At 32.1% G+C, this 20239-nt stretch carries 20 protein-coding genes; 10 read left to right on the top strand and 10 right to left on the bottom strand.

Annotated features, from left to right (window positions below):
* Positions 1–3: 3 nt before the first annotated feature.
* The 6 genes from AC2D8I_RS00840 to AC2D8I_RS00865 all read left to right on the top strand — a co-directional run bounded on the left by AC2D8I_RS00840 (position 4) and on the right by AC2D8I_RS00865 (position 6489).
* Positions 4–909 carry a TatD family hydrolase gene (locus AC2D8I_RS00840; RefSeq protein WP_484704087.1) on the top strand — a complete coding sequence of 302 codons (906 nt, stop codon included), beginning with the start codon at positions 4–6 and terminating at the stop codon, positions 907–909.
* The gene (gene eboC, locus AC2D8I_RS00845; protein WP_484704088.1) at positions 910–1797 is read left to right on the top strand and encodes a UbiA-like protein EboC; all 888 of its coding nucleotides are present in this window, start codon (positions 910–912) and stop codon (positions 1795–1797) included.
* A 43-nt stretch (positions 1798–1840) separates the two neighbouring features.
* Entirely contained in the window at positions 1841–3028 is a 1188-nt protein-coding gene (locus tag AC2D8I_RS00850; RefSeq protein ID WP_484704089.1) for a 3-dehydroquinate synthase, read from the top strand.
* A complete protein-coding gene (eboE, locus tag AC2D8I_RS00855; protein WP_484704090.1) occupies positions 3025–4236 on the top strand; it encodes a metabolite traffic protein EboE in 1212 nt (403 codons plus the stop codon). The genes AC2D8I_RS00850 and eboE overlap by 4 nt, the downstream gene beginning before the upstream one ends.
* Entirely contained in the window at positions 4233–5630 is a 1398-nt protein-coding gene (locus AC2D8I_RS00860) for an alkaline phosphatase family protein (RefSeq protein ID WP_484704091.1), read from the top strand. The genes eboE and AC2D8I_RS00860 overlap by 4 nt, the downstream gene beginning before the upstream one ends.
* A 256-nt stretch (positions 5631–5886) precedes the next feature.
* The gene (locus tag AC2D8I_RS00865; RefSeq protein ID WP_484704092.1) at positions 5887–6489 is read left to right on the top strand and encodes a PAS domain-containing protein; all 603 of its coding nucleotides are present in this window, start codon (positions 5887–5889) and stop codon (positions 6487–6489) included.
* A 370-nt stretch (positions 6490–6859) separates the two neighbouring features.
* Here AC2D8I_RS00865 and AC2D8I_RS00870 read toward each other — a convergent pair whose 3' ends face one another.
* Entirely contained in the window at positions 6860–7228 is a 369-nt protein-coding gene (locus AC2D8I_RS00870; protein ID WP_484704093.1) for a DoxX family protein, read from the bottom strand.
* A gap of 98 nt (positions 7229–7326) precedes the next feature.
* Here AC2D8I_RS00870 and AC2D8I_RS00875 point away from each other — a divergent pair, with 98 nt between their 5' ends.
* A complete protein-coding gene (locus AC2D8I_RS00875; protein ID WP_484704094.1) occupies positions 7327–7722 on the top strand; it encodes a winged helix-turn-helix transcriptional regulator in 396 nt (131 codons plus the stop codon).
* A 473-nt stretch (positions 7723–8195) separates the two neighbouring features.
* Here the strand turns inward: AC2D8I_RS00875 and AC2D8I_RS00880 are convergent, their stop codons facing one another.
* From AC2D8I_RS00880 to AC2D8I_RS00895, 4 genes are all read right to left on the bottom strand, one after another.
* Complete coding sequence (locus AC2D8I_RS00880; protein ID WP_484704095.1) at positions 8196–8750, bottom strand: type 1 periplasmic binding fold superfamily protein; 555 nt, start codon at positions 8748–8750, stop codon at positions 8196–8198.
* An 18-nt stretch (positions 8751–8768) separates the two neighbouring features.
* Positions 8769–11171, bottom strand: coding sequence for a TonB-dependent receptor (locus AC2D8I_RS00885; protein ID WP_484704096.1), 2403 nt, complete (start codon positions 11169–11171; stop codon positions 8769–8771).
* Positions 11172–11211: 40 nt separating this feature from the next.
* The gene (locus tag AC2D8I_RS00890) at positions 11212–11541 is read right to left on the bottom strand and encodes a hypothetical protein (protein ID WP_484704097.1); all 330 of its coding nucleotides are present in this window, start codon (positions 11539–11541) and stop codon (positions 11212–11214) included.
* A gap of 271 nt (positions 11542–11812) precedes the next feature.
* Positions 11813–13018: a multidrug effflux MFS transporter gene (locus tag AC2D8I_RS00895; protein WP_484704098.1), complete on the bottom strand. Its 1206-nt coding sequence runs from the start codon at positions 13016–13018 to the stop codon at positions 11813–11815.
* 90 nt (positions 13019–13108) lie between these two features.
* On the opposite strand from AC2D8I_RS00895, the gene AC2D8I_RS00900 reads away from it, so the two are divergent.
* Both AC2D8I_RS00900 and AC2D8I_RS00905 read left to right on the top strand, forming a co-directional pair.
* Positions 13109–13552, top strand: coding sequence for a DinB family protein (locus tag AC2D8I_RS00900; protein WP_484704099.1), 444 nt, complete (start codon positions 13109–13111; stop codon positions 13550–13552).
* Between the two features lie 54 nt (positions 13553–13606).
* A complete protein-coding gene (locus AC2D8I_RS00905; RefSeq protein WP_484704100.1) occupies positions 13607–15373 on the top strand; it encodes an ABC transporter ATP-binding protein in 1767 nt (588 codons plus the stop codon).
* 59 nt (positions 15374–15432) lie between these two features.
* Here AC2D8I_RS00905 and AC2D8I_RS00910 read toward each other — a convergent pair whose 3' ends face one another.
* From AC2D8I_RS00910 to AC2D8I_RS00925, 4 genes are all read right to left on the bottom strand, one after another.
* The gene (locus tag AC2D8I_RS00910; RefSeq protein ID WP_484704101.1) at positions 15433–16737 is read right to left on the bottom strand and encodes a cryptochrome/photolyase family protein; all 1305 of its coding nucleotides are present in this window, start codon (positions 16735–16737) and stop codon (positions 15433–15435) included.
* 66 nt (positions 16738–16803) lie between these two features.
* On the bottom strand, positions 16804–17277 hold the full coding sequence (locus tag AC2D8I_RS00915; protein ID WP_484704102.1) for an SRPBCC family protein: 474 nt from the start codon (positions 17275–17277) through the stop codon (positions 16804–16806).
* Positions 17278–17300: 23 nt separating this feature from the next.
* Positions 17301–17762 (bottom strand): TspO/MBR family protein, encoded by a 462-nt coding sequence (locus AC2D8I_RS00920; protein WP_484704103.1) that lies wholly within the window; start codon positions 17760–17762, stop codon positions 17301–17303.
* 272 nt (positions 17763–18034) lie between these two features.
* Complete coding sequence (locus tag AC2D8I_RS00925; RefSeq protein WP_484704104.1) at positions 18035–18529, bottom strand: hypothetical protein; 495 nt, start codon at positions 18527–18529, stop codon at positions 18035–18037.
* 502 nt (positions 18530–19031) lie between these two features.
* On the opposite strand from AC2D8I_RS00925, the gene AC2D8I_RS00930 reads away from it, so the two are divergent.
* Entirely contained in the window at positions 19032–19769 is a 738-nt protein-coding gene (locus AC2D8I_RS00930; protein ID WP_484704105.1) for a class I SAM-dependent methyltransferase, read from the top strand.
* Between the two features lie 27 nt (positions 19770–19796).
* Here AC2D8I_RS00930 and AC2D8I_RS00935 read toward each other — a convergent pair whose 3' ends face one another.
* A complete protein-coding gene (locus AC2D8I_RS00935; protein WP_484704106.1) occupies positions 19797–20216 on the bottom strand; it encodes a thiol-disulfide oxidoreductase DCC family protein in 420 nt (139 codons plus the stop codon).
* Positions 20217–20239 lie beyond the last annotated feature (23 nt).

The raw sequence follows: 20239 nt of genomic DNA on the forward strand, positions 1-20239 counted from the left end.
TTTATGCAATATATAGATCCCCATATTCATATGGTTTCACGAACAACAGATGATTATGAAGCGATGAGAGCCGCTGGAATAGTCGCAATTATAGAACCTGCATTTTGGATGGGACAACCCAGAACTTCTGTAGGCTCTTTTCAAGATTACTTTAATAGTTTAGTGAATTGGGAACGCTTTCGCGCTTCACAATTCGGAATTAAACACTATTGTACAATTGGATTAAACTCTAAAGAAGCAAATAACGAGGCTTTAGCAGAACAGGTTATGGACTTATTACCATTATATGCTGCCAAAGAAGGTGTGGTTGCTATTGGGGAAATTGGTTATGATGATCAAACACAAGCTGAAGACAACTATTTTAGGCAACAAATAGAGTTAGCAAAACAACTAAAACTTCCAATAATGGTGCATACGCCACATCGCGATAAAAAAAAGGGTACTTTAAAAAGCATGGCCGTTTTGGAAGAACATAATGTAGCTCCATCTATGGTTGTTATAGACCACAATAATGAAGAAACCGTTAAGGCGGTATTAGATCGTGGGTATTGGGCTGCATTTACCATTTATCCTAATACTAAAATGGGGAATGAGCGTATGGTTGCGGTGGTTAAGCAATATGGTTCTGAAAGGATTATTGTAGATAGCTCTGCAGATTGGGGCGTAAGTGATCCATTGGCCGTTCCTAAAACAGCGGCACTTATGCAAGAACGTGGCATCTGTAAACAAGATATACATCTTACTTGTTATAAAAATGCATTAGATGTTTATGGACAGAGTGGTCAATTTAATGAAACCGATTGGATGAAAGAGATCACAATTGAAGCACAAGAACTATTAAATGGGAATTCTATTTTAAGAGGCCAAGAGTTTACTAAGAAAACCTATTCCAATATCATTGAAAATTAAATGCGGTTCACTTCTTTTATAAAAATAGCGAGGCCAGCTAATATTTTAACAGCTATTTCAGATATTATAGCAGGTTTTGCTATTGCGGGCATTTTATTTTACCCGTTTACTGAAGTTAAATTGGGCGCTATGATTTTATTAATACTAGCAACAATAGGTTTATATGGTGGCGGGATCGTTTTTAATGATATTTTTGACTTTAATGATGACAAACAAAACAGGCCTGAACGCGTATTACCTCGAGGAAAAATCTCTATAATTGAAGCCAAAATATTTGGTTTAGGTTTATTTGTTTTTGGAATTACCACAGCTTTCTTTGTCTCTGCTTTAAGTGGTATTCTAGCGGTTTCTATTTCAGTTTTAGCGTTGAGTTACGACAAGTATTCAAAACATTACAGCGTCTTGGGGCCTCTAAATATGGGTTTATGTAGAGCGATGAACCTTTTATTAGGAATGAGTATTCTTAATAATGTTATTAAACAGATGTGGTTTATAGGTTTGGTACCCTTAATTTTTATTGCAGCAATTACCTTGGTTGGACAAAAAGAAGCTTTTGGAAATAATAAAAAGGCTATTGTTAAAGCTATTATTTTAGATGCAATGGTTGTTTTGTTTTTTATCTTTTTAATGCTGAGTGGCCATTTAAATGTAGGGAGAACAATTCCTTTTTTATTGTTTTGGTTTGGAATTAATTTAGTCGCAAAATGGAGAGCTTTAAAACAAAATCACCCACAACGCATTCAACAAGCAGTAAAAATAGGAGTACTGTCATTAATCCCTCTAAACGCCATTTATGTGGCTGGTTTTTCAAATTGGTATTATGCTATTTTACTTCTTTGTTTACTGCCTATATCTATGTTAATCGCAAAATACGTTGCTGTTACTTAAATATAAAGTGAGAATAATCCAATTAAAAAACAAGGTCTAATTTATGAATAAAATAATACCACAAAACTTTGAAGTACAATTCAATTATAATATTTCATTTACCGAAGCCATTTTTAACTTAGACAATGCGTTATTAGCAAGTATACTAACTTCTAGAGCGGCATGTCAGAACCCGAAAGCCGTTGTGATTTTAGATAAGGGAGTATTTTTATGCCATCCTAATTTAATAAATAATATAAACGTTTATTTTAAAAAACACTGTCACAATATTAGCTTAATAACACCTTCATTATTGGTAGGAGGTGGTGAAAATATTAAAAATGATTGGAGTGCAGTAACGCAAGTTCTAGAGTTATTAAATACAGGAAAAATAGATCGACACTCTTACGTTATTGCTATTGGTGGTGGTGCTGTTTTGGATATGGTTGGCTTTGCAAGCGCGATTGCGCATAGGGGCGTACGTTTAATTCGTATTCCGACAACAGTCCTCTCTCAAAATGATTCTGGAGTAGGCGTTAAAAATGCTATTAATTATTTTAATAAAAAAAATTTCCTCGGAACATTTCAACCGCCATTTGCGGTTATAAATGACAAAAACTTTTTAACGACATTATCCAATCGGGATTGGCGATCGGGTATCTCTGAAGCCATTAAAGTCGCATTAATTAAGGATCCTTTATTTTTTGATTGGATAGAAAATAATATAACATCGTTAACCAGTAGAAACCTTGATGTTATGGAAGCCCTTATTTTTAAATGTGCACAATTACATACAGCTCATATAGGAACAAGTGGCGATCCCTTTGAGCAGGGATCTTCTAGACCTTTAGATTTTGGACATTGGGCAGCACATAAATTAGAATACCTCACGAATTATGCATTAACTCATGGTGAAGCAGTCGCTATAGGCATTGCTTTAGACGCTTGTTATTCCTACAAAACAGGGTGTTTACCTGAAACGGACTTAAAACGAATTTTAAATAGCTTTATCCGTTTGGGGTTTAATATAAATCATCCTTTATTGTTTGATTCAGAAACGCGTTATTGTATTAATCCAGAATTAATTTATGGTTTAGAAGAGTTTAGGGAACATTTAGGCGGTGTGCTAACAATAATGTTACTGCAAAAAATTGGTGAAGGCGTGGAAGTTCATAAAATGGAGGCCACTGAACTACATGCCTCTGTACAGTATTTAAACAGCTTTCAACCTGTAGAAAATTTAACAGCATGAAAATTGGATCCACAGGACATTTAAGTTATTGTACAAATATTCATTCCGGAGAATCCTGGTTAGATGTTTTTAAAAACTTAAAAGAGTATACGCTCAACATTAAGAAGCAAGTGTCTAAAAACAAACCGTTTGGTATTGGCTTAAGGCTTTCTAATCAAGCTGCATTGGAGCTAAGTGATAACGCTACATTAAAGGCCTTTAAAGAGTGGCTAAAACAAAACAACTTATACGTGTTTACCATAAATGGATTTCCTTTCGGGAATTTTCATAATGAAATTATTAAAGATCAAGTACATGCTCCTGATTGGACCACACCTTTAAGAAAAGCATATACCATATTATTGTTTAATATTTTAGAACAACTAATACCAGAGCATTTGGTTGGAGGAATTTCCACATCTCCAATATCTTATAAATATTGGTATACATCGAGTCAGACAATGGAAGCGGCCAAAACTATAGCTTGTGAATATTTAATAGATGTTGTAGCACATCTTATTCTTTTGAAGAAACGGTCGGGTAAAAGTATGCATCTTGATATTGAGCCAGAACCCGATGGATTTATTGAAAATTCAGAAGACTTTATAGCCTTTTATAACGACTATCTCTTAAAAAAAGGGGCGCGACTATTGATGAAAAAAAATAAATGCACCCTTAATGAAGCTTCTCTTTTTATTCGCGAGCATATTCAATTATGTTTAGACGTTTGCCATTTTTCTATTGCTTATGAAAAACCATTAGAAACCCTAACAAAAATGAACGCAAACAACATTAAAATAGGTAAATTACAACTAAGCGCGGCATTAAAATGTACTACTAAAGAGCATTCAATTAGTCAATTAAAACAGCGTTTAAGAGCTTTTCATGAACCAAGTTACCTACATCAAGCAGTAATTAAAACAAAAAATAATAATTACTTAAAATTCAAAGATTTAGATGCTGCTATTGATGCTATGACTTTAAGTAGTTTTAAAGAGCTAAGAACCCATTATCATGTCCCTGTTTTTTTAGCTGAATACCAAGAATTGAAATCAACACAAGAAGATTTAATAGAAACCTTAGAACTCTGGAAGGTAGAAAAATTTACAGCACACTTAGAAATTGAGACTTATACCTGGAATATCTTACCAGATAAAATGCAAACAGATATAACGAGCGCTATTATTAGGGAAATTAATTGGGTAAAAAATGAAATAGGCGAAAAATGATGAAACAAACTGTTGTTATTAATGTAGTAGGGCTAAGTACTAAGATATTAAGCGATAAAACATTATTTATTTCTAAATGGAGTACAAACGGTAAGCAATTGGCAACGATTGAACCTGTTTTACCAGCTGTAACGTGTAGTGTTCAAGCCACATATCTTACGGGAAAATGGCCATCGGAACATGGAATTATTGGGAATGGGTGGTATAATAAAGCGCTATCGGAAGTTCAATTTTGGAAACAGTCTAATGCTTTAGTTCAAGCCCCAAGTATTTGGGATGAAGCACGCGATATAAACCCTAAATTTACTTGTGCAAATATGTTTTGGTGGTATAATATGTATTCTAGTGTAGATTATGCTGTAACGCCTAGACCACAATATAGGGCTAATGGATTAAAAATACCAGATTGTTATAGTAGTCCAAGTGGACTTAGGGATGAATTACAAAGTAAATTAGGGCCTTTTCCTTTATTTCATTTTTGGGGACCAAGAACAACAATAAAATCGAGTAAATGGATAGCCGATGCGTCTAAATATGTTTCCAATAAATACAATCCTACGTTACAATTAGTATACATACCACATCTTGATTATTGCTTACAGAAATATAGTTATAACTCGACTAAAGTAAAAAAAGACATTAAAGCGTTAGACCTCCTTTTAAAAGACTTGATTGAATTTTACGAGAACAAAAATATAACGCCTATAATAATTTCTGAATATGGTATTTCTCCTGTTTCTAAGCCCATTTACCTCAATCGTATTTTTAGAAAAAAAGGATTATTAAGTATTCGCATAGAGAACGACAAGGAATTATTAGATGCTGGTGCGAGTAAGGCATTTGCTGTTGCAGATCATCAAGTAGCCCATATTTATTGCAAGCCACATTTTGAAGAAACAGTAAGGCTTTTATTAAAAAATATAAATGGAGTAGAAGAAGTCCTAGATAAAAAAGCACAACTGAAAAGAAATATTTGGCATAAACGCTCTGGAAATTTTATGGTTGTTGCAGAAAAAGAAGCGTGGTTTGCTTATTACTATTGGTTCGATGACAAATATGCGCCAGATTTTGCGCGTACCGTAGATATCCATAGAAAACCTGGCTACGATCCCGTTGAATTGTTTTTAAACACTAAAAAGAAAGGGTTAAAAATAAAGATCTTGATGAAAGTTTTATTTAAAAAAATGGGCTTTAGGATACTATTCGATTTTATATCACTTAATCCAACATTAATTAAGGGCTCGCATGGTAGAACAGCTATAGATCCATTAGAGAAGCCTATTTTAGTAGCCGCTGGAAATAAAAAGAACACTATAAAAGCGGTAGAAGTGAAAGCTATTATTTTAGCGCATATATTTAATAAATGTAATGATTCACCTAAAAAAAGAAATTAATAACTATATCAAATTAAATTTAAGCTAACCAGGATAACTGTTCATGAGTTTCTTATAAAGTAATCAATAGACTTCTTTTTTAAGAGTTCTTTTTTTGATAATCAGTACTTTGTGTTTTTTTTATTATAATTTATATTTCTTGCTATAAAATGACTTTTAAATGGCTTTAAAAACCCTATATTTATAGAACTCTAGCAGGAAAACTTAATCTGCTAGAAACCAATGCAAACAAACAAATAATATAGTAAAAAACAGAATGAATTTAGATTATCAAGCTCCAAACAGACCGTCATTGATCGATAAAGAGGTTTCTTGGGACAAGACTCAAATTATTATGAGTAAAACCAGTCCTAAAGGCACAATAGAATATGCAAATGAAGTTTTTGTAGACGTTAGTGGATATGAGGATTATGAATTAATGGGGAAACCGCATAACATTATTCGTCATCCAGATATGCCAAAGGTTATTTTTAAGTTACTCTGGGAGAAGTTAAAAAGTGGAGAGAATTTTCATGCAGTTATAAAAAATCTAGCACGATCAGGACGTTATTACTGGGTGATTACAGATTTTGAGATTGCAAAAGATGAAGAAGGCGAAATTGCAAATTATTTTGCCAGAAGGAGAGCGATTCCTCAAGAAGTTATAGTAAATCATATAGAGCCTTTGTATAAAAAACTCTCTCAAATTGAATCTGCAAGTGGTTTAGAATATAGTGAGAAATACCTTAATGGTTTTTTAGAAGAAAAGGGTAAATCTTATGTTCAATATATTATGGAATTAATATATAATCAAGAAAAACTAGACGATCCCTCTAAAGATGAGAAAAAAGGTTTTTTTGGTAAATTCTTTGGAAGATAACGATTGTTACATCTTCGTTAAAAGCACATTTGTTTTACAACAAATGTGCTTTTAATAAAGTAAATACTTAAATGTTCCTCACATACCTATACCTCTTTTTTATAATGAATATATTAAACAATTAAATTATAAATATTTGATGTGTTTTTAAGGATCTTTCATAGTGTCTCGTCCTGAAATATGGCTACAGGTTAAAATTGATTTTACTCTGGTAATTTATATATTCATAATTAGGCATTTTAATACCTAAAGATAAATTTAATCTTATCTCGATGTATAATTTAATTGCATTTTTAACAGTGCTTTTAGCATGATTTCAAGTTGCTTACATATATTTTATTATGTAATATACTTTTAAATAATAGCCTATTTACACTATTTTATTGTTTTTTTTGTTATAAAACACATAGGATATAATTAAAAGAATAAATGGAATTGTTGGGCCATAAGCGCCTCCATCATTAGCATTTAAATGAGCAATTAAAGCAGAAATAAAGTTAAGTGCAAATCCAATATAGGCTAATGTTTTGAGAAGTGAATTTTGTATAAACCAAATCACTAGTAGCCCTATTATTTTGGCAATTGCTAAGGGATATATGATTTGTGTAGGAACTCCTAAACTGACAAACATTTTACTGGTCATTTCATAGTTAACAAAATAAGTAATAGCTCCAGCTAAAAGCATAAAACTGAATAGGCCTGTTACTACATAATAGATTATTGAATCTCTTTTTTTCATTTTATAATTAGTTATTGTTTTATTTGGCAAACTTAATTTAAACGGTTTAATTTGGAAAGCTAGTATATTAAATATAGTGGTATCTAAAAGTATAGTATATGAAGGATAAGACGATAAAGGATATAAAAGTTCCTATGAAAGCACATTTTGGTAATTATATGATTCCTGTTAGAGATGCGTTGGAGGTTTTTAGTGGTAAATGGAAAATTCCAATTATAACCGCTCTTACATTTTATGAAACATGTGGTTTTAAAGAACTTGAACGAATTGTTGAAGGGATTACACCAAAAATGCTATCTAAAGAATTAAAATTTTTAGAAGAAAATTTATTACTTGTTAGAAAAGTAGAAAATACGCGTCCCGTAACAGTTACTTATAGTATTACAGCGTATGGAAAGACCTGTAAATCTGTAATGAGCGAATTGTACCGCTGGGGGACTGAACACCGAAAAAAGATGTTTAATATAGATGGGCAAGTTTTGGACAAATGTTAATTAAGTTGTATTAATAAAATGCTTAGAAAAACTTTAAACTGAAAGACATTCCAGCTTTTACATTTACAATATAACAGATAATTATATTTATTTTAAACTCATTTTTTAATGTATGTTAAAATACTTTAGTTAAAATGAGGTAATCAGCTATTTATGTAAAGTTGTATTTAGTGATATTTAAAAACAAATATTATTAAAAAGGGGTGTAGTGTTTAAAAAAAACAAGACTATTACGTGAGTAGGAATGATGGTATACGTTGCTAACTTTTAAACTAGGAATAGTTTTTTGTATACTAATTAGCCTTGGTAAAGCCATAGCTTTTTTTTACAATTTTCGATTTAGGTATCGAAAGGAGCAAATTGTAAATGCTATGACTTTAGACCTCGGCCTTTAAAAGGGAAATTCTAAATAAAATACCTTTTGAAAAACAGGCAAAAAGTATTTTAGGGTTTAAAAAGGGAACAAATTCAAATTATTCTATTGTTATGTCAAAAGTAGCAGCTACATCGGTTTCTCCACCAGCATCGCTAAGACCTGTATTAGGTTTTGTAGGTTCATGACGTAATGTAAATGTTAGTGTCCCTGAGCTCGCTGCTCCTGCTACAAGTGTAAATTCTGTTCCTAATGGATTGTTATTAGAATCGAAATTGTCGTAGGCAGTCGTTACTTCTAAGCCACCTGCTGGTGTATAAAAGAATTGATGTTCTAAACTTTCTTCTATAACCTCTTCTGTAATGTCTTCAGCAGGACTTTCAGTTTCGTTAAGTAGTTTAATAGTGCCATTGTAGACTGTTCCAGTTGTTAAATTACCAGAAACGTTAATAACAGGATCATTTGGTCCATCTCCATCTAAATCACGAGTTTCTAAGGTAATTGTTGTCCCTCCATTGTTTGGAGTAAGTGTTACAGTTACCGTTGTTATAACCTCTTCTTCATTTATAGGTTCAGGTGTGTCATCATCATTAGAACAAGCCGTAAATAAAAGGGCTATTAATGCTACTTTACTTAAGAATTTTACATTTTTCATTTTCTTTTTAATTTAAAATTAATAATTGATTTTTAGGTTTATTAAAAAATTTCTACCCAAATCGTCAGCATAGTAACGCATGCGATTCAGGTAATTTCGATAGGAGGTATTTAATATATTTGTGATACCGAAACCAGCGGTAAATGTTCCTCCTTTTTTATTTGTTTTTAAAACAATACTGGAGTTAAAATTGAGCAAATGGTATGCATTAGGAGGGGTACTCACATCAACATTTTCTGTTGTTTCAGTTTCTGGAATAAAGACTTCAAAATTATTATCAGGATATTCATTTTGTTTGAAATTATACACACTTTGTAAAGACAGTCGAATATTGTTTAATTGAGGGTTTTTATATACAATTTCATGTGTTAAGTTTGCGGGAGGCATATTTATTAGTGGAGTATCTCTAGTACGATCATAGCCTTTTACCAGTGAAAACTGATTCTTTAAGAGGAAGTTTGGCGTAAAACTGTATGAGGCATCCAAATCAAAACCGAGTAACTGTGCATTAGTTTGGCGGTATTCCCAGACTTGAAAATTACCTCTTATTGTTTGTCTAACTCCCGTAGGTTCATTAACGATAAAGCCAGAAATTGTATTAATATATGGGTTCACAGAAAAACTGAAGTTATCATTATTTCGCTGTAGTGTTAATGAAACCTTATGACCTATTTCTGAGTTAAAACGAAGGTCACCCAACTCAATTCTTGAGGCAGAATGATGCAAACCTTCACTGAAGAGCTCTGAAGGATTTGGAGAACGAGAGGAAATAGAATAATTAAAAAATAATTTATAATCCTTTTCAAAGGTATATGTTGTTCCTAACGTTCCAGAACCGTTATAAAAATGCAATTTCGGATTGGTTAATATTTGATTTTCATAGGTCTCTACAACGATTTCAGGAAACAATTCGTCATAATTACGCGATTCCCAAAAAGAGGTTTTATAGAATTTAAAAGCATCCATATATGTATAATCAAAACGCCCACCAGCTTCAAGAATCCATGCGTCATTTAAACGATAATCGGCTATGGCATATACTCCAAAATTGTACATATCATAATCGGGGATAAGTCTACGAACATCCGTATTGGGGTCTGCAAAGTTATTTTGATAACCACCCATTAGCCCTGTTTTTAAATGTATTTCATTGGTTATATGAGTGTTTAGATCTAATAAAAGCGTGTGTGTACTTAATTGTAAATCCAAAGCGGCATTATCTTTGTTTTCTCCACGTCTTATGTCGAATTCCAGACGATTGTTACGTTGGAAATCATATTGCAGACTCAATTTTCCAAAGTTATCAAACGTTTTAAAAGCTTTTAGCCGTGCAAGATGATGAGCAACCTCTTGTTTAGGGGCGTTTATATTATATGTAAAATCGTTAATTATTAAAGGGTTATCACTGTTTATTGCTTGCACTAAATCTTGTGCGCCGCCTAGGTGAGAGGCTCTTAATATCCCTATTTCATTTTTAAAAAGAGAGTAATAAGCTTCAATGCCATGGTTAAAACGGTTAAGGCCAACTTTTAAAGAAACATTACGCTCAAAAAGGCCAGTGTTACTTAGTATATAATCGGGAGCTTCAAAATCGCCAAAACGTTTTAATGTCCCTTGTGCTGATGCATACCAACCATTTTGATGGCTTTGAGTTATTTTTGATGTTATAGAAGCACCACGCCCATTACTTACTGCTGAAAATAGTGTTTTGCCATAGAGCGTATCTTTTACAGGTGGTTTTGAAGCTTCAGCTATAATAACACCACCAACAGCATCACCACTATATTGTAAAGCACTAGCACCTTTTATTACGGTAAGGTTATCAATAGTATTGATATCGAGGTTAGGCGCATGTTCAGCTCCCCATTCTTGATCTTCCATTCGGACCCCATTATTAATAATAACAACACGGCTGCTATGAAGGCCATTAATAAGTGGTTTTACTACTGTATTTCCTGTGTTTAGAGAGGAAACACCACTTACGCTATTTAGAGCGTCACCAAGTGAACCATTACTAAATTGTTCTAAGTCTTCTTTTGAAATTGTATTTTCATAGATTGTTTTGGATTTTTCTTTATAGGTTTTCCCTGCAAGCGTAATTTGATTAAGCTCTTCTAAGTGATGCTCTAGTTTAAAGGTTTTTTTAGTCTCTCCAGAGACTTTAACTGTGAAATCTCTTGTTACGCAGTAAGGATGAGAGACTTGTATAGTATAAGTGTCCTTGCATAGGTTTGAGATGGTAAATTTTCCATCGAAATCTGTTTGTATAATTTGTTCTGTACCCGAAACAATAAGGGTTGCTCCAATAAGTAATGAACCATCGTGAAAGTCGGTTACAGTTCCATAAAGCGTATTGTCACAATTTTGTGAAATAGCGGTAATACTGCTTAATAGCAGTATTAAAAAGGCATAGTTGCGCATATAAATTCTTAATTAACATAAAACGTATGAGTTTAATTTACTAAGAAAAAATAGGTGGTGCGCGTAACTGCTTATGATTTACTTTAAAAGAAAGGATTTGTAATGGTCTGAAATTTACATTAGCCTTTAGTATAGGTTTTGGTAATGTTAAATCAGGATATTTGATTATATCATAGTTAAAAGACGCTAGATGAAAACTGCATATTTCACATTTTGTTGTAGACTTATGAAAATGAGTCGTCTTTTCACTACATGTGCTATGCTCGTGATCGTCAAATAAATGAGTAAACTGAACAGCAACAGGTAGCATTAAAGCTACAAAGAGCAATAATGAGATTAGGTTTTTACCCCTCTGTTTTTGGTAGGTCATCTATCTTTTTTAATTACAAGCAAACAAAAATATAAAAATATTATGGGATTTAATCATTAAATTTTGATAATTAAAATATAAAAGACTTGATAAGTAGCGTTTTAAAGTAAACTATATAACGAATGCTAACGTTAACATCATATAAAAACGGTGTGTTGTAACAAGCTCTTCCTGTCTTAATTATATTTGTTACTTTAGGGAATGTTTTAATAATTATAATCAATAAGACTAATTTAGTTAACTTTTTCTATTGCCATATAAAGAACTGAAACTAAGCTTTTACTAATTTTAATTTTTGTTTAATGAGCGCAAAAACTAAAACGGATAACAAGCCAAAAAAAGAAAATCCTGCAAATAGGGGGAGTACAGAAGTGTTTACAAAGCTTCCAATATAGTTTGCGATAGGAACTGCCATAACAGTAGATATAAAGCCATTAATAGCAGAGCCGATACCAGCAATATGGCCTAAAGGTTGCATCGCTAAAGCGCGAAGGTTCCCGAAAAGCAAGCCTACTGCGAAAAACTGACATAAGAAAAAACCTAATAATACAGCGATATGTGGATTTCTCCCTTGATAAAATAGAATAATATATAAAACAGAAATAAGCGCATAAGCTATAGCGGCTACATAAGCAATTTTAAAGGAACCATATTTTATAACTAAACGACTATTCATAAAGGTAGAGGCACCAACGGCTAAAGCTGTACTCGCAAATAGATATGGAAACCATTCGCCCAAATGATATTGTTTTTCAAAAATTTGTTGTGAAGTACTTAAGTACACCATAAACGATCCCGTAATAAATCCCGAAACAAAAGTAAATGCAACAGCGTTTTTATGTTTAAAAAATTCTTTTGTTCCGTTTATAAATAGCTGCCATTTAAATGTAATGCGATGCGTTTTCGTTAGTGTTTCTGGTTGGCGTTTCCAAAACCAAATAATAATAATAATGCCAATGATTAGATTTGCGTTAAAAATGGCTTTCCAATCGGCAACATTTAAAAAGAATTGCCCAAATGCAGGAGCTATTGTAGGAATTAATATAAAAAAAGCAACAATAATAGACAGTACTTTTGCCATATAATCTCCATCGTAAGAATCTCTAACCATAGCTATAGCAATGGTTCTTGGAGACGATAAACCAATCCCTTGTAGAATTCTCCCCAGAATCATCATTTCAAAACTTTTAGTAGTGACGCAAATAATACTAGCAGCAATAAATATTAGAAAACCAATATAAACCATAGGCTTTCTTCCTAGGCTATCAGATAAAGGACCAAAAATTAACTGACCAACACCTAAGCCTAAAAAAATCATTGTGATGAGCTGTTGGTTTTCAACACTCTGTGTTGCTCCTAAAGATTCTCCTATATCTGGTAAAGCAGGTAATAAAGCATCAATAGATAACGCAACTAAGGACATTAAAGCGGCCATTAAAGCTACAAATTCGAACTTAAAAGATTGTTGTTTTTGCATAGGGCAAAATTACACTAAATAAATTCCATTTATACAGATTACAAGTATTATATTAGATAATAAAAAGTTAAATAATAACAGCATTATAATATGTTAATAGAGAGTATTATTAAATTATTTAAAAGAGATTTAAATGCTTTAAAGAAAGAGATAGAATTATATATAGACGAGCGAAATTTATGGCTATTAGATAAAACGATAAAAAATTCAGCAGGAAATTTATGCTTACATATTGTTGGTAATCTCAACACTTTTATTGGTGCATCGCTAGGTAATACAGGTTATATTAGGCATAGAGATTTAGAGTTCTCTCTTAAGGATGTACCACGTCTTGAGCTTATAGAACAAATAGATAAAACCATAGTTATTGTTGAACAGACTTTGAAAACATTAACAGCAGCCGATTTAGAAAAGCCTTATGTACGTCGTGCTTCCGAAGCACCTATGACCACCCAATACTTCTTAATTCATTTAACAATGCATTTATCATATCATTTAGGGCAAATTAATTACCATAGACGATTATTAGAATAATAGCATTAAGATCGTTTATAACTTTTCTATTTTTGCGTTCAAAAAAACAACTAAATGCAACATTTAAAAGAAGCTTCTGGATCTAAAAAAAAGCGAAAGGTAACTATGGCAGCTGCCTTCAGAACTATTATTTGGCCAAAACGGAATTATGTGTTTGTTGGTTTAATATTAATCGTTATTAGAAGCCTTTCGGGATTGGTTTTACCTATACAAAGTAAAGTGTTATTAGATAGCGTTGTGCCTAATAAGGATTATGAGCAGCTTTATAAACTTATCGCCATTGTTATTACTGCAATAACAATTCAAGCAACAACGTCTTTTTTATTAACACGGGTTCTAAGTGTGCAAGCACAATATTTAATTAGTGAGCTAAGAGCACAGGTACAAAAAAAGGTATTGTCGCTTCCTATTCGTTTTTTCGATAACACAAAATCTGGCGCTTTAGTTTCTCGAATTATGAGTGATGTTGAGGGCGTACGAAATCTTATAGGAACAGGTTTGGTACAGTTAGTGGGTGGAACATTCACTGCAATAGTCTCTTTAATTATTTTAATACGGATTAATGCCTGGATGACCCTTTTTGTATTTGTACCCTTATCTCTTTTTGCTATTATTGCTTTAAAAGCATTTAAATACATACGCCCAATCTTTAGAAATAGAGGTAAGATAAATGCAGAAGTAAAAGGGCGATTGACAGAAACCTTAGCAGGCGTGAGGGTTATTAAAGCATTTAATTCTGAAGCACAAGAAAATAAAGTATTTGAAAAAGGAGTTGAAAGGCTTTTTCAAAATGTAAAAAAGAGCTTAACAGCAAATGCTTTAATAATGAGTTCTTCTACCTTTTTAATAGGTGTTGCCACAACAGGTATTATGGGCATTAGTGGATATTATATGATTGAAGGTAGTATGACTTCTGGTCAATTTTTAGAATTTACTTTAATCCTTGGGTTTATGATTGCTCCTATAGTGCAAATGAGTAATATTGGAAGTCAACTTACCGAGGCTTTAGCAGGGTTAGATCGTACCGAAGAATTAATGAATATGGCTGCAGAAGACGAGGATTTAAATAGAGTAATTCCATTGGAAAATGTAAAAGGTGATATTGCTTTTAAAGCAGTTAACTTTCATTATGAAGAAGGAAAACAAATATTACATAATATTAACTTTAACGCTCCTTCTGGTTCTGTAACAGCATTAGTAGGAAGTTCGGGGTCAGGGAAATCTACAATAGCGGGTTTATCGGCAACATTCTTAAACCCACAATCGGGGCAAGTTTTAATAGATGGTAATGATTTGTCTAAAGTAAAACTGAATAGTTTTAGAAAGCATTTGGGGGTTGTTTTACAAGATGAGTTTCTATTTGAAGGCAGTATACGAGAAAATATTATGTTTCCAAGACCTAATGCTACCGAATCACAATTGCAAAAAGCAGTAGAAGCAGCATATGTTAATGAGTTTACCGATCGTTTTGAAGACGGATTAGAAACTTTAATAGGTGAAAGAGGAGTAAAGCTTTCTGGTGGGCAAAAGCAACGTATAGCCATTGCTAGAGCCATTTTAGCCAATCCGAAAATTATTATTTTGGACGAGGCGACTTCAAATTTGGATACGGAAAGCGAAGCTTTAATACAAAAAAGTCTGTCTGAGTTAACAAAAAATAGAACGACCATAGTTATAGCGCATCGTTTGAGCACAATTAGAAAAGCAGATCAAATTTTGGTTATAGAGTCTGGTAGAATAGCAGAGCGCGGTAACCATGATGCTTTAATAGCAGCAAAAGGACGCTATTATGAGCTGTACACATACCAGGCAAAAATTTAAAATAAGAATAAAAGGGGTAGACGCTAGTATTATCTGTTATGTAAGTTTGTTTTTATAGCTTAGCTTAGTGCTTTTTTATACGCTTCTAAACAGCGTTCACGCGCTATTTTATGATCTACAATAGGAGTAGGGTAAGATAATTGCTGTAAATTCGGTACCCATTTATTGATGTAGATCAATTCTTTGTCAAATTTTTTAATTTGAGTTGTTGGATTAAAAATTCTAAAATATGGTGCTGCATCTACACCACAACCAGCAACCCATTGCCAGTTACCAACGTTACTGGATAAGTCATAATCGTGAAGTTTTAATGCGAAATAAGCTTCTCCCCAACGCCAATCTATTAATAAATGTTTACACAAAAAACTAGCAACCACCATGCGAACACGATTGTGCATAAAACCAGTTTGGTTTAACTGGCGCATTCCAGCGTCAACTAGAGGATAGCCTGTTTCTCCAGCGCACCATTTTTTAAATTCAGATTTATTGTTACGCCATTTAATACGGTCGTATTTAGGCTTAAAACTATTTGTTGTAGTATATGGAAAATGCCAAAGAATTTGCATAAAAAACTCCCGCCAAATTAGCTCTTTTAAAAAGGTGGTATTATTTTGTTTAGCAGCTTTATCTGTTACTTTTCTAATACTAATAATTCCAAAACGAAGATAAACACTTAATTTAGAAGTGCTATCTTGAGCAGGGAAATTGCGAGTCGCTTCATAGTTGTTTATTAAGTTTGTACTTAGGGTATATGGCGGCATTTTTAGCGGACTTGTTATAAAGCCAATAGCATTTATAGAAAGATGCGGTAAATAATTACTTTTTAACGTTTGATGAAGTAATGTTTCCGAAGGATAAAAAAGTGTTTTTTTTAAACTATAAATATCTATCCATTTTTTTGAATATGGCGTATAAACTTTATAAGGGCTTCTGTCTTTTTTTACAATGTCATTTTTTTCAAAAATAACTTGATCTTTGAAGCTTTTAAAAGCAATGCCTTTAGAGGCTAGTAGCGTTTCTATAGCCAGATCTCTTGCTGTAGCATAGGGTTCATAGTCTGTGTTTGTATAGACTGCAGCAATACTGTATTTTACAAGTAGGTCTGTAACAATATTTTTGGGATTACCATAATACATTGCTATTCCCGAATTATAAGTTTGTTTTAGTTTATTACTTAAAGTTAGTATTGTATTGTAAATAAATATGACACGAGGATCAGCTTTAGGTAGTTTATCTAAAATATTTTTATCAAAAATAAAAATAGGTAATACAGGTTTGTCAGATTTTAAAGCCTCGTACAAGCCTCTATTGTCTTCTAATCGCAAATCGCGACGAAACCAGAAAATATTCACTTTTTGTTTCATATCTAAACTAAAGTTTTAATCTTGTCGTAAGAATTGTCTTTTTTTAGCCTATTAGTTGCATTCAGTCTATATTAAGCCTCTGTATTTCCCAAAAAGAGCTTCTAGTTTCTTGGAACGATAATCAAAAATTTCTTTTAATTTTGGTTTAACTATAAACGGATGTGCAAGCTGACCTAAGATTCCTAGAGGGAGTTTATAATCTATAATATCTTCCATTTCAACACCTCCTTTAATTGTTTTTAAAAAATGCTTATGATGCCACAATGTATAAGGGCCAAATCGCTGTTCGTCTATAAAATAGTTACCCTTTTCCATATGTGTAATTTCTGTTACCCATTTGGTTTTTATTCCCCATACAGGTGTTACAAGGTATTGGATAATCTGTCCTGCAAACATCGGTTTTTCTGCCCCAGAGAGTATTTTAAAACCCATATAATCTGGAGTTATGGTTTTTAAATTGTTAGGGTTCGATAAAAAACGCCAAGCCTGTTCCTTGGTAATAGGAAGGTTTTGTTTTTTATGTAATTGATATAGCTTCATAGAACTTATATGATTTATTCTTTTTAATTATTCAATACAACATAGGCATTTAGAGAGCTTGCGATTAATAGCCATATAATATAAGGGAGTAATAAATAGCTGATATTTTTTAAAGTCTTAAAGTAGGTGAAGAAAAAATATAAAATAAGACCATTTAATATAACAATTACGATTAGGCCTAAATTTATTAAATGCTGATTAAAAAAAACATAGTTCCAAATAACATTTAAAAAAACTTGTATTACAAATAATACTTTAGATTTAATGGTATTAGCTGTTATAAATAAATACCCTATATAAATGGAAAAACAAAGCATTATTACAGTCCAGGCTACACCAAAAACCCAGCCAGGAGGTGTCCATGGGGCTTTATTTAAGTTTAGATACCAATGCGATAGAGGCCCATTATCCATAAGCCAACTTCCTAATGCTAATCCGCTAAAATTGATTATTAAAAAGAACAGTATCCATTTTATTTTTTTCATACACTATAATAGATGTTCGTTTATTTGTTTTAAGTGATTATATTTTCTGGTGCATTTATGATTTTTAGTGATATTACAAGATACACCAATAATTGTTGTTTTTTTAATGTATGTTACTTAATTTAAGTGTAAATATCTATAGTATATTAAAATAACGTGTTGTAAAAAAGCCCCTTAAAAGGAGCTTTGAGTTTTTAATATGTCTTTAGGGTTTTATATTATAAAGCAGGTATTAACCAATTAATATAGTAAAATTAAAGGAAGTCAATCTTTTAATTAAATAGATAGGCTTTTCTTCCTTGAGAGTCGGGAATACCTATAATATTGTTAATATAATCTTTTTGTGCGATGAGCTTTCCTTTTTTTATATAACCATTAGCAAAAGGCATGCAAGCTCCCCAAGCGCCAGACTCTTTGCAATTGTTTAGGTCTGTTATTTTAACAATGGTGTGGTTTCCCGTAGTAATAACACAAGTTTTGTATTCTTTTGCTAATGATAATATATCTTTAATGTTATCTTTAGAAACCATTAAAATCTTACTGGCTTTATCTTCGGCAAATTTTTGGAATAAGGAAATAGGGTTTTCGCCTTTAACCTGCTCTAAGGATTTTGTATCAGCTAAGAATTCTGAAACAATATTAGAATTTATTTTTGCCTCGTTTTTTGGATTTGAGGTCGTGATCGTTTTACTCTCATTATCCGCTTTTTTTTCAGAGTTACATGCGAAAATTAAAGTTAAAAGTATAAGTGAAAATGCTTTTTTCATGGGTTGGTTTTATTAATGAATTTAAGTATTTATTTTGATTTTTAAAATAGTATTCAACACTGAAGTTATAAAGATAAGAAAAGAAATAACCTTAATCTAAAGAATTCCTTGGGACTCCGTTTAAGTGCTCTATATTATAGAATAATCGCATATAATTATGTTCAATATTTATACTTAGTTTTTCTTAAACCGATACAGAGTGTAACTTCTTGTTTGCTTTATTATGAATCAAATATATTTCTTAAAAAAAATATATTATAACAGGTAAAAGTATTTAAGTTGTCTTCGATAATAAAAAACTTAAGATTCATCAATATAAAAACACAGATTTATTTTACTCATAACTAATTAGTTGAGGTTTAATAAGGTGAAAAGGAGGCGTTCTGTGTAAGGAATGTAGTATAGGCTTGTCAAAATAAGAAACAAAATAATTAATAGATTTTAGCGATACAAACGGATGATGCATTTTCACTAAAATAATAAACAGGTTAATGATTTAAGTATGGGAACAGATTACAATACTATAGCAAAGGAATATCAATTCTCTAAAATGGAACCATGGCGAAAACATATAGAGGCTTACTCTTTATTTAATTTGGTAGGAGATTTATCCAATAAAAAGGTACTTGACTTGGCTTGTGGAGAAGGGTTTTATTGTAGACAGTTAAAGCAAAGAGGCGCATATAGTGTTGCTGGAGTAGATATATCAAAAGCAATGATTCAGCTTGCGCGTACGGCAGAGGAAGCCAACCCTCTTGGAATTACGTATTATGAGCATAATGTTTTGAATTTAGATTTAAATAATAAATACGACCTTATTACCGCTTCATATTTGCTTAATTATGCTAAAAACGTTGAAGAACTCATTCAATTCGGAACGGTTATCTCAAAACATTTAAATCCCGGAGGACGTTTTATAACAATTAATAGCAATCCGGATTATAGAGCGCCTGTAAGTACTTTATCTAAATATGGTTTTACACGCGAAAATGAAAACTACTTGGAAGGAGGAGAAGTGGTCTATCGTTTTTACCAATCTGATGGGAGTCATATTGAAGTTGTTAATTACCATCTTGAAAAAAGCACACATAATATAGCTTTAAAACAGGCAGGACTATCAAATGTTCAATGGCATAATACAGAACTATCTCCAGAAGGAAAAGATGCTTTTGGAATTGATTTTTGGAGTGATATGTTAAAACATCAGCCAGTTATAGGACTTTCATGCCATAAAAACTAAATATTTAACAACAGTGTAAACTTTAAATTAGTCTAAAAACTTAGACTTAAGTGCCTTTGTTGGCAACATACAGGACTCTTTTTTTCCATACCATTTATATCTATTTTTGGCAATATAATCATAAACCATATTTCTTATAATTGGAGGAATAATAAGAAAAAGGCTCATTGCATTATAGGGAAACCCTAAATGTTTCGCAATATATAATGCTGCTGAAGATTTAGTTTTTAAGCCATTTTCTGGAGAATACAATAGAATAGAATCCGTTTTAGAGGGATCTATATTAAAGGTGCTTATTATTTGCTGGCCAACATGACTTTGGAGTGATGCAAAACGAAAAACATCATGCTTATCCTGTTTTATTACATACTGAACAGTTGTGTTACATAGGTTGCATACCCCATCGAATAGGATTAATTTTTTATGTTGTGGTAAATTTATGTTCATTTAGTAAATAGTATCTGTCATTA

This window comes from Lacinutrix sp. YIN62 (assembly GCF_057219185.1).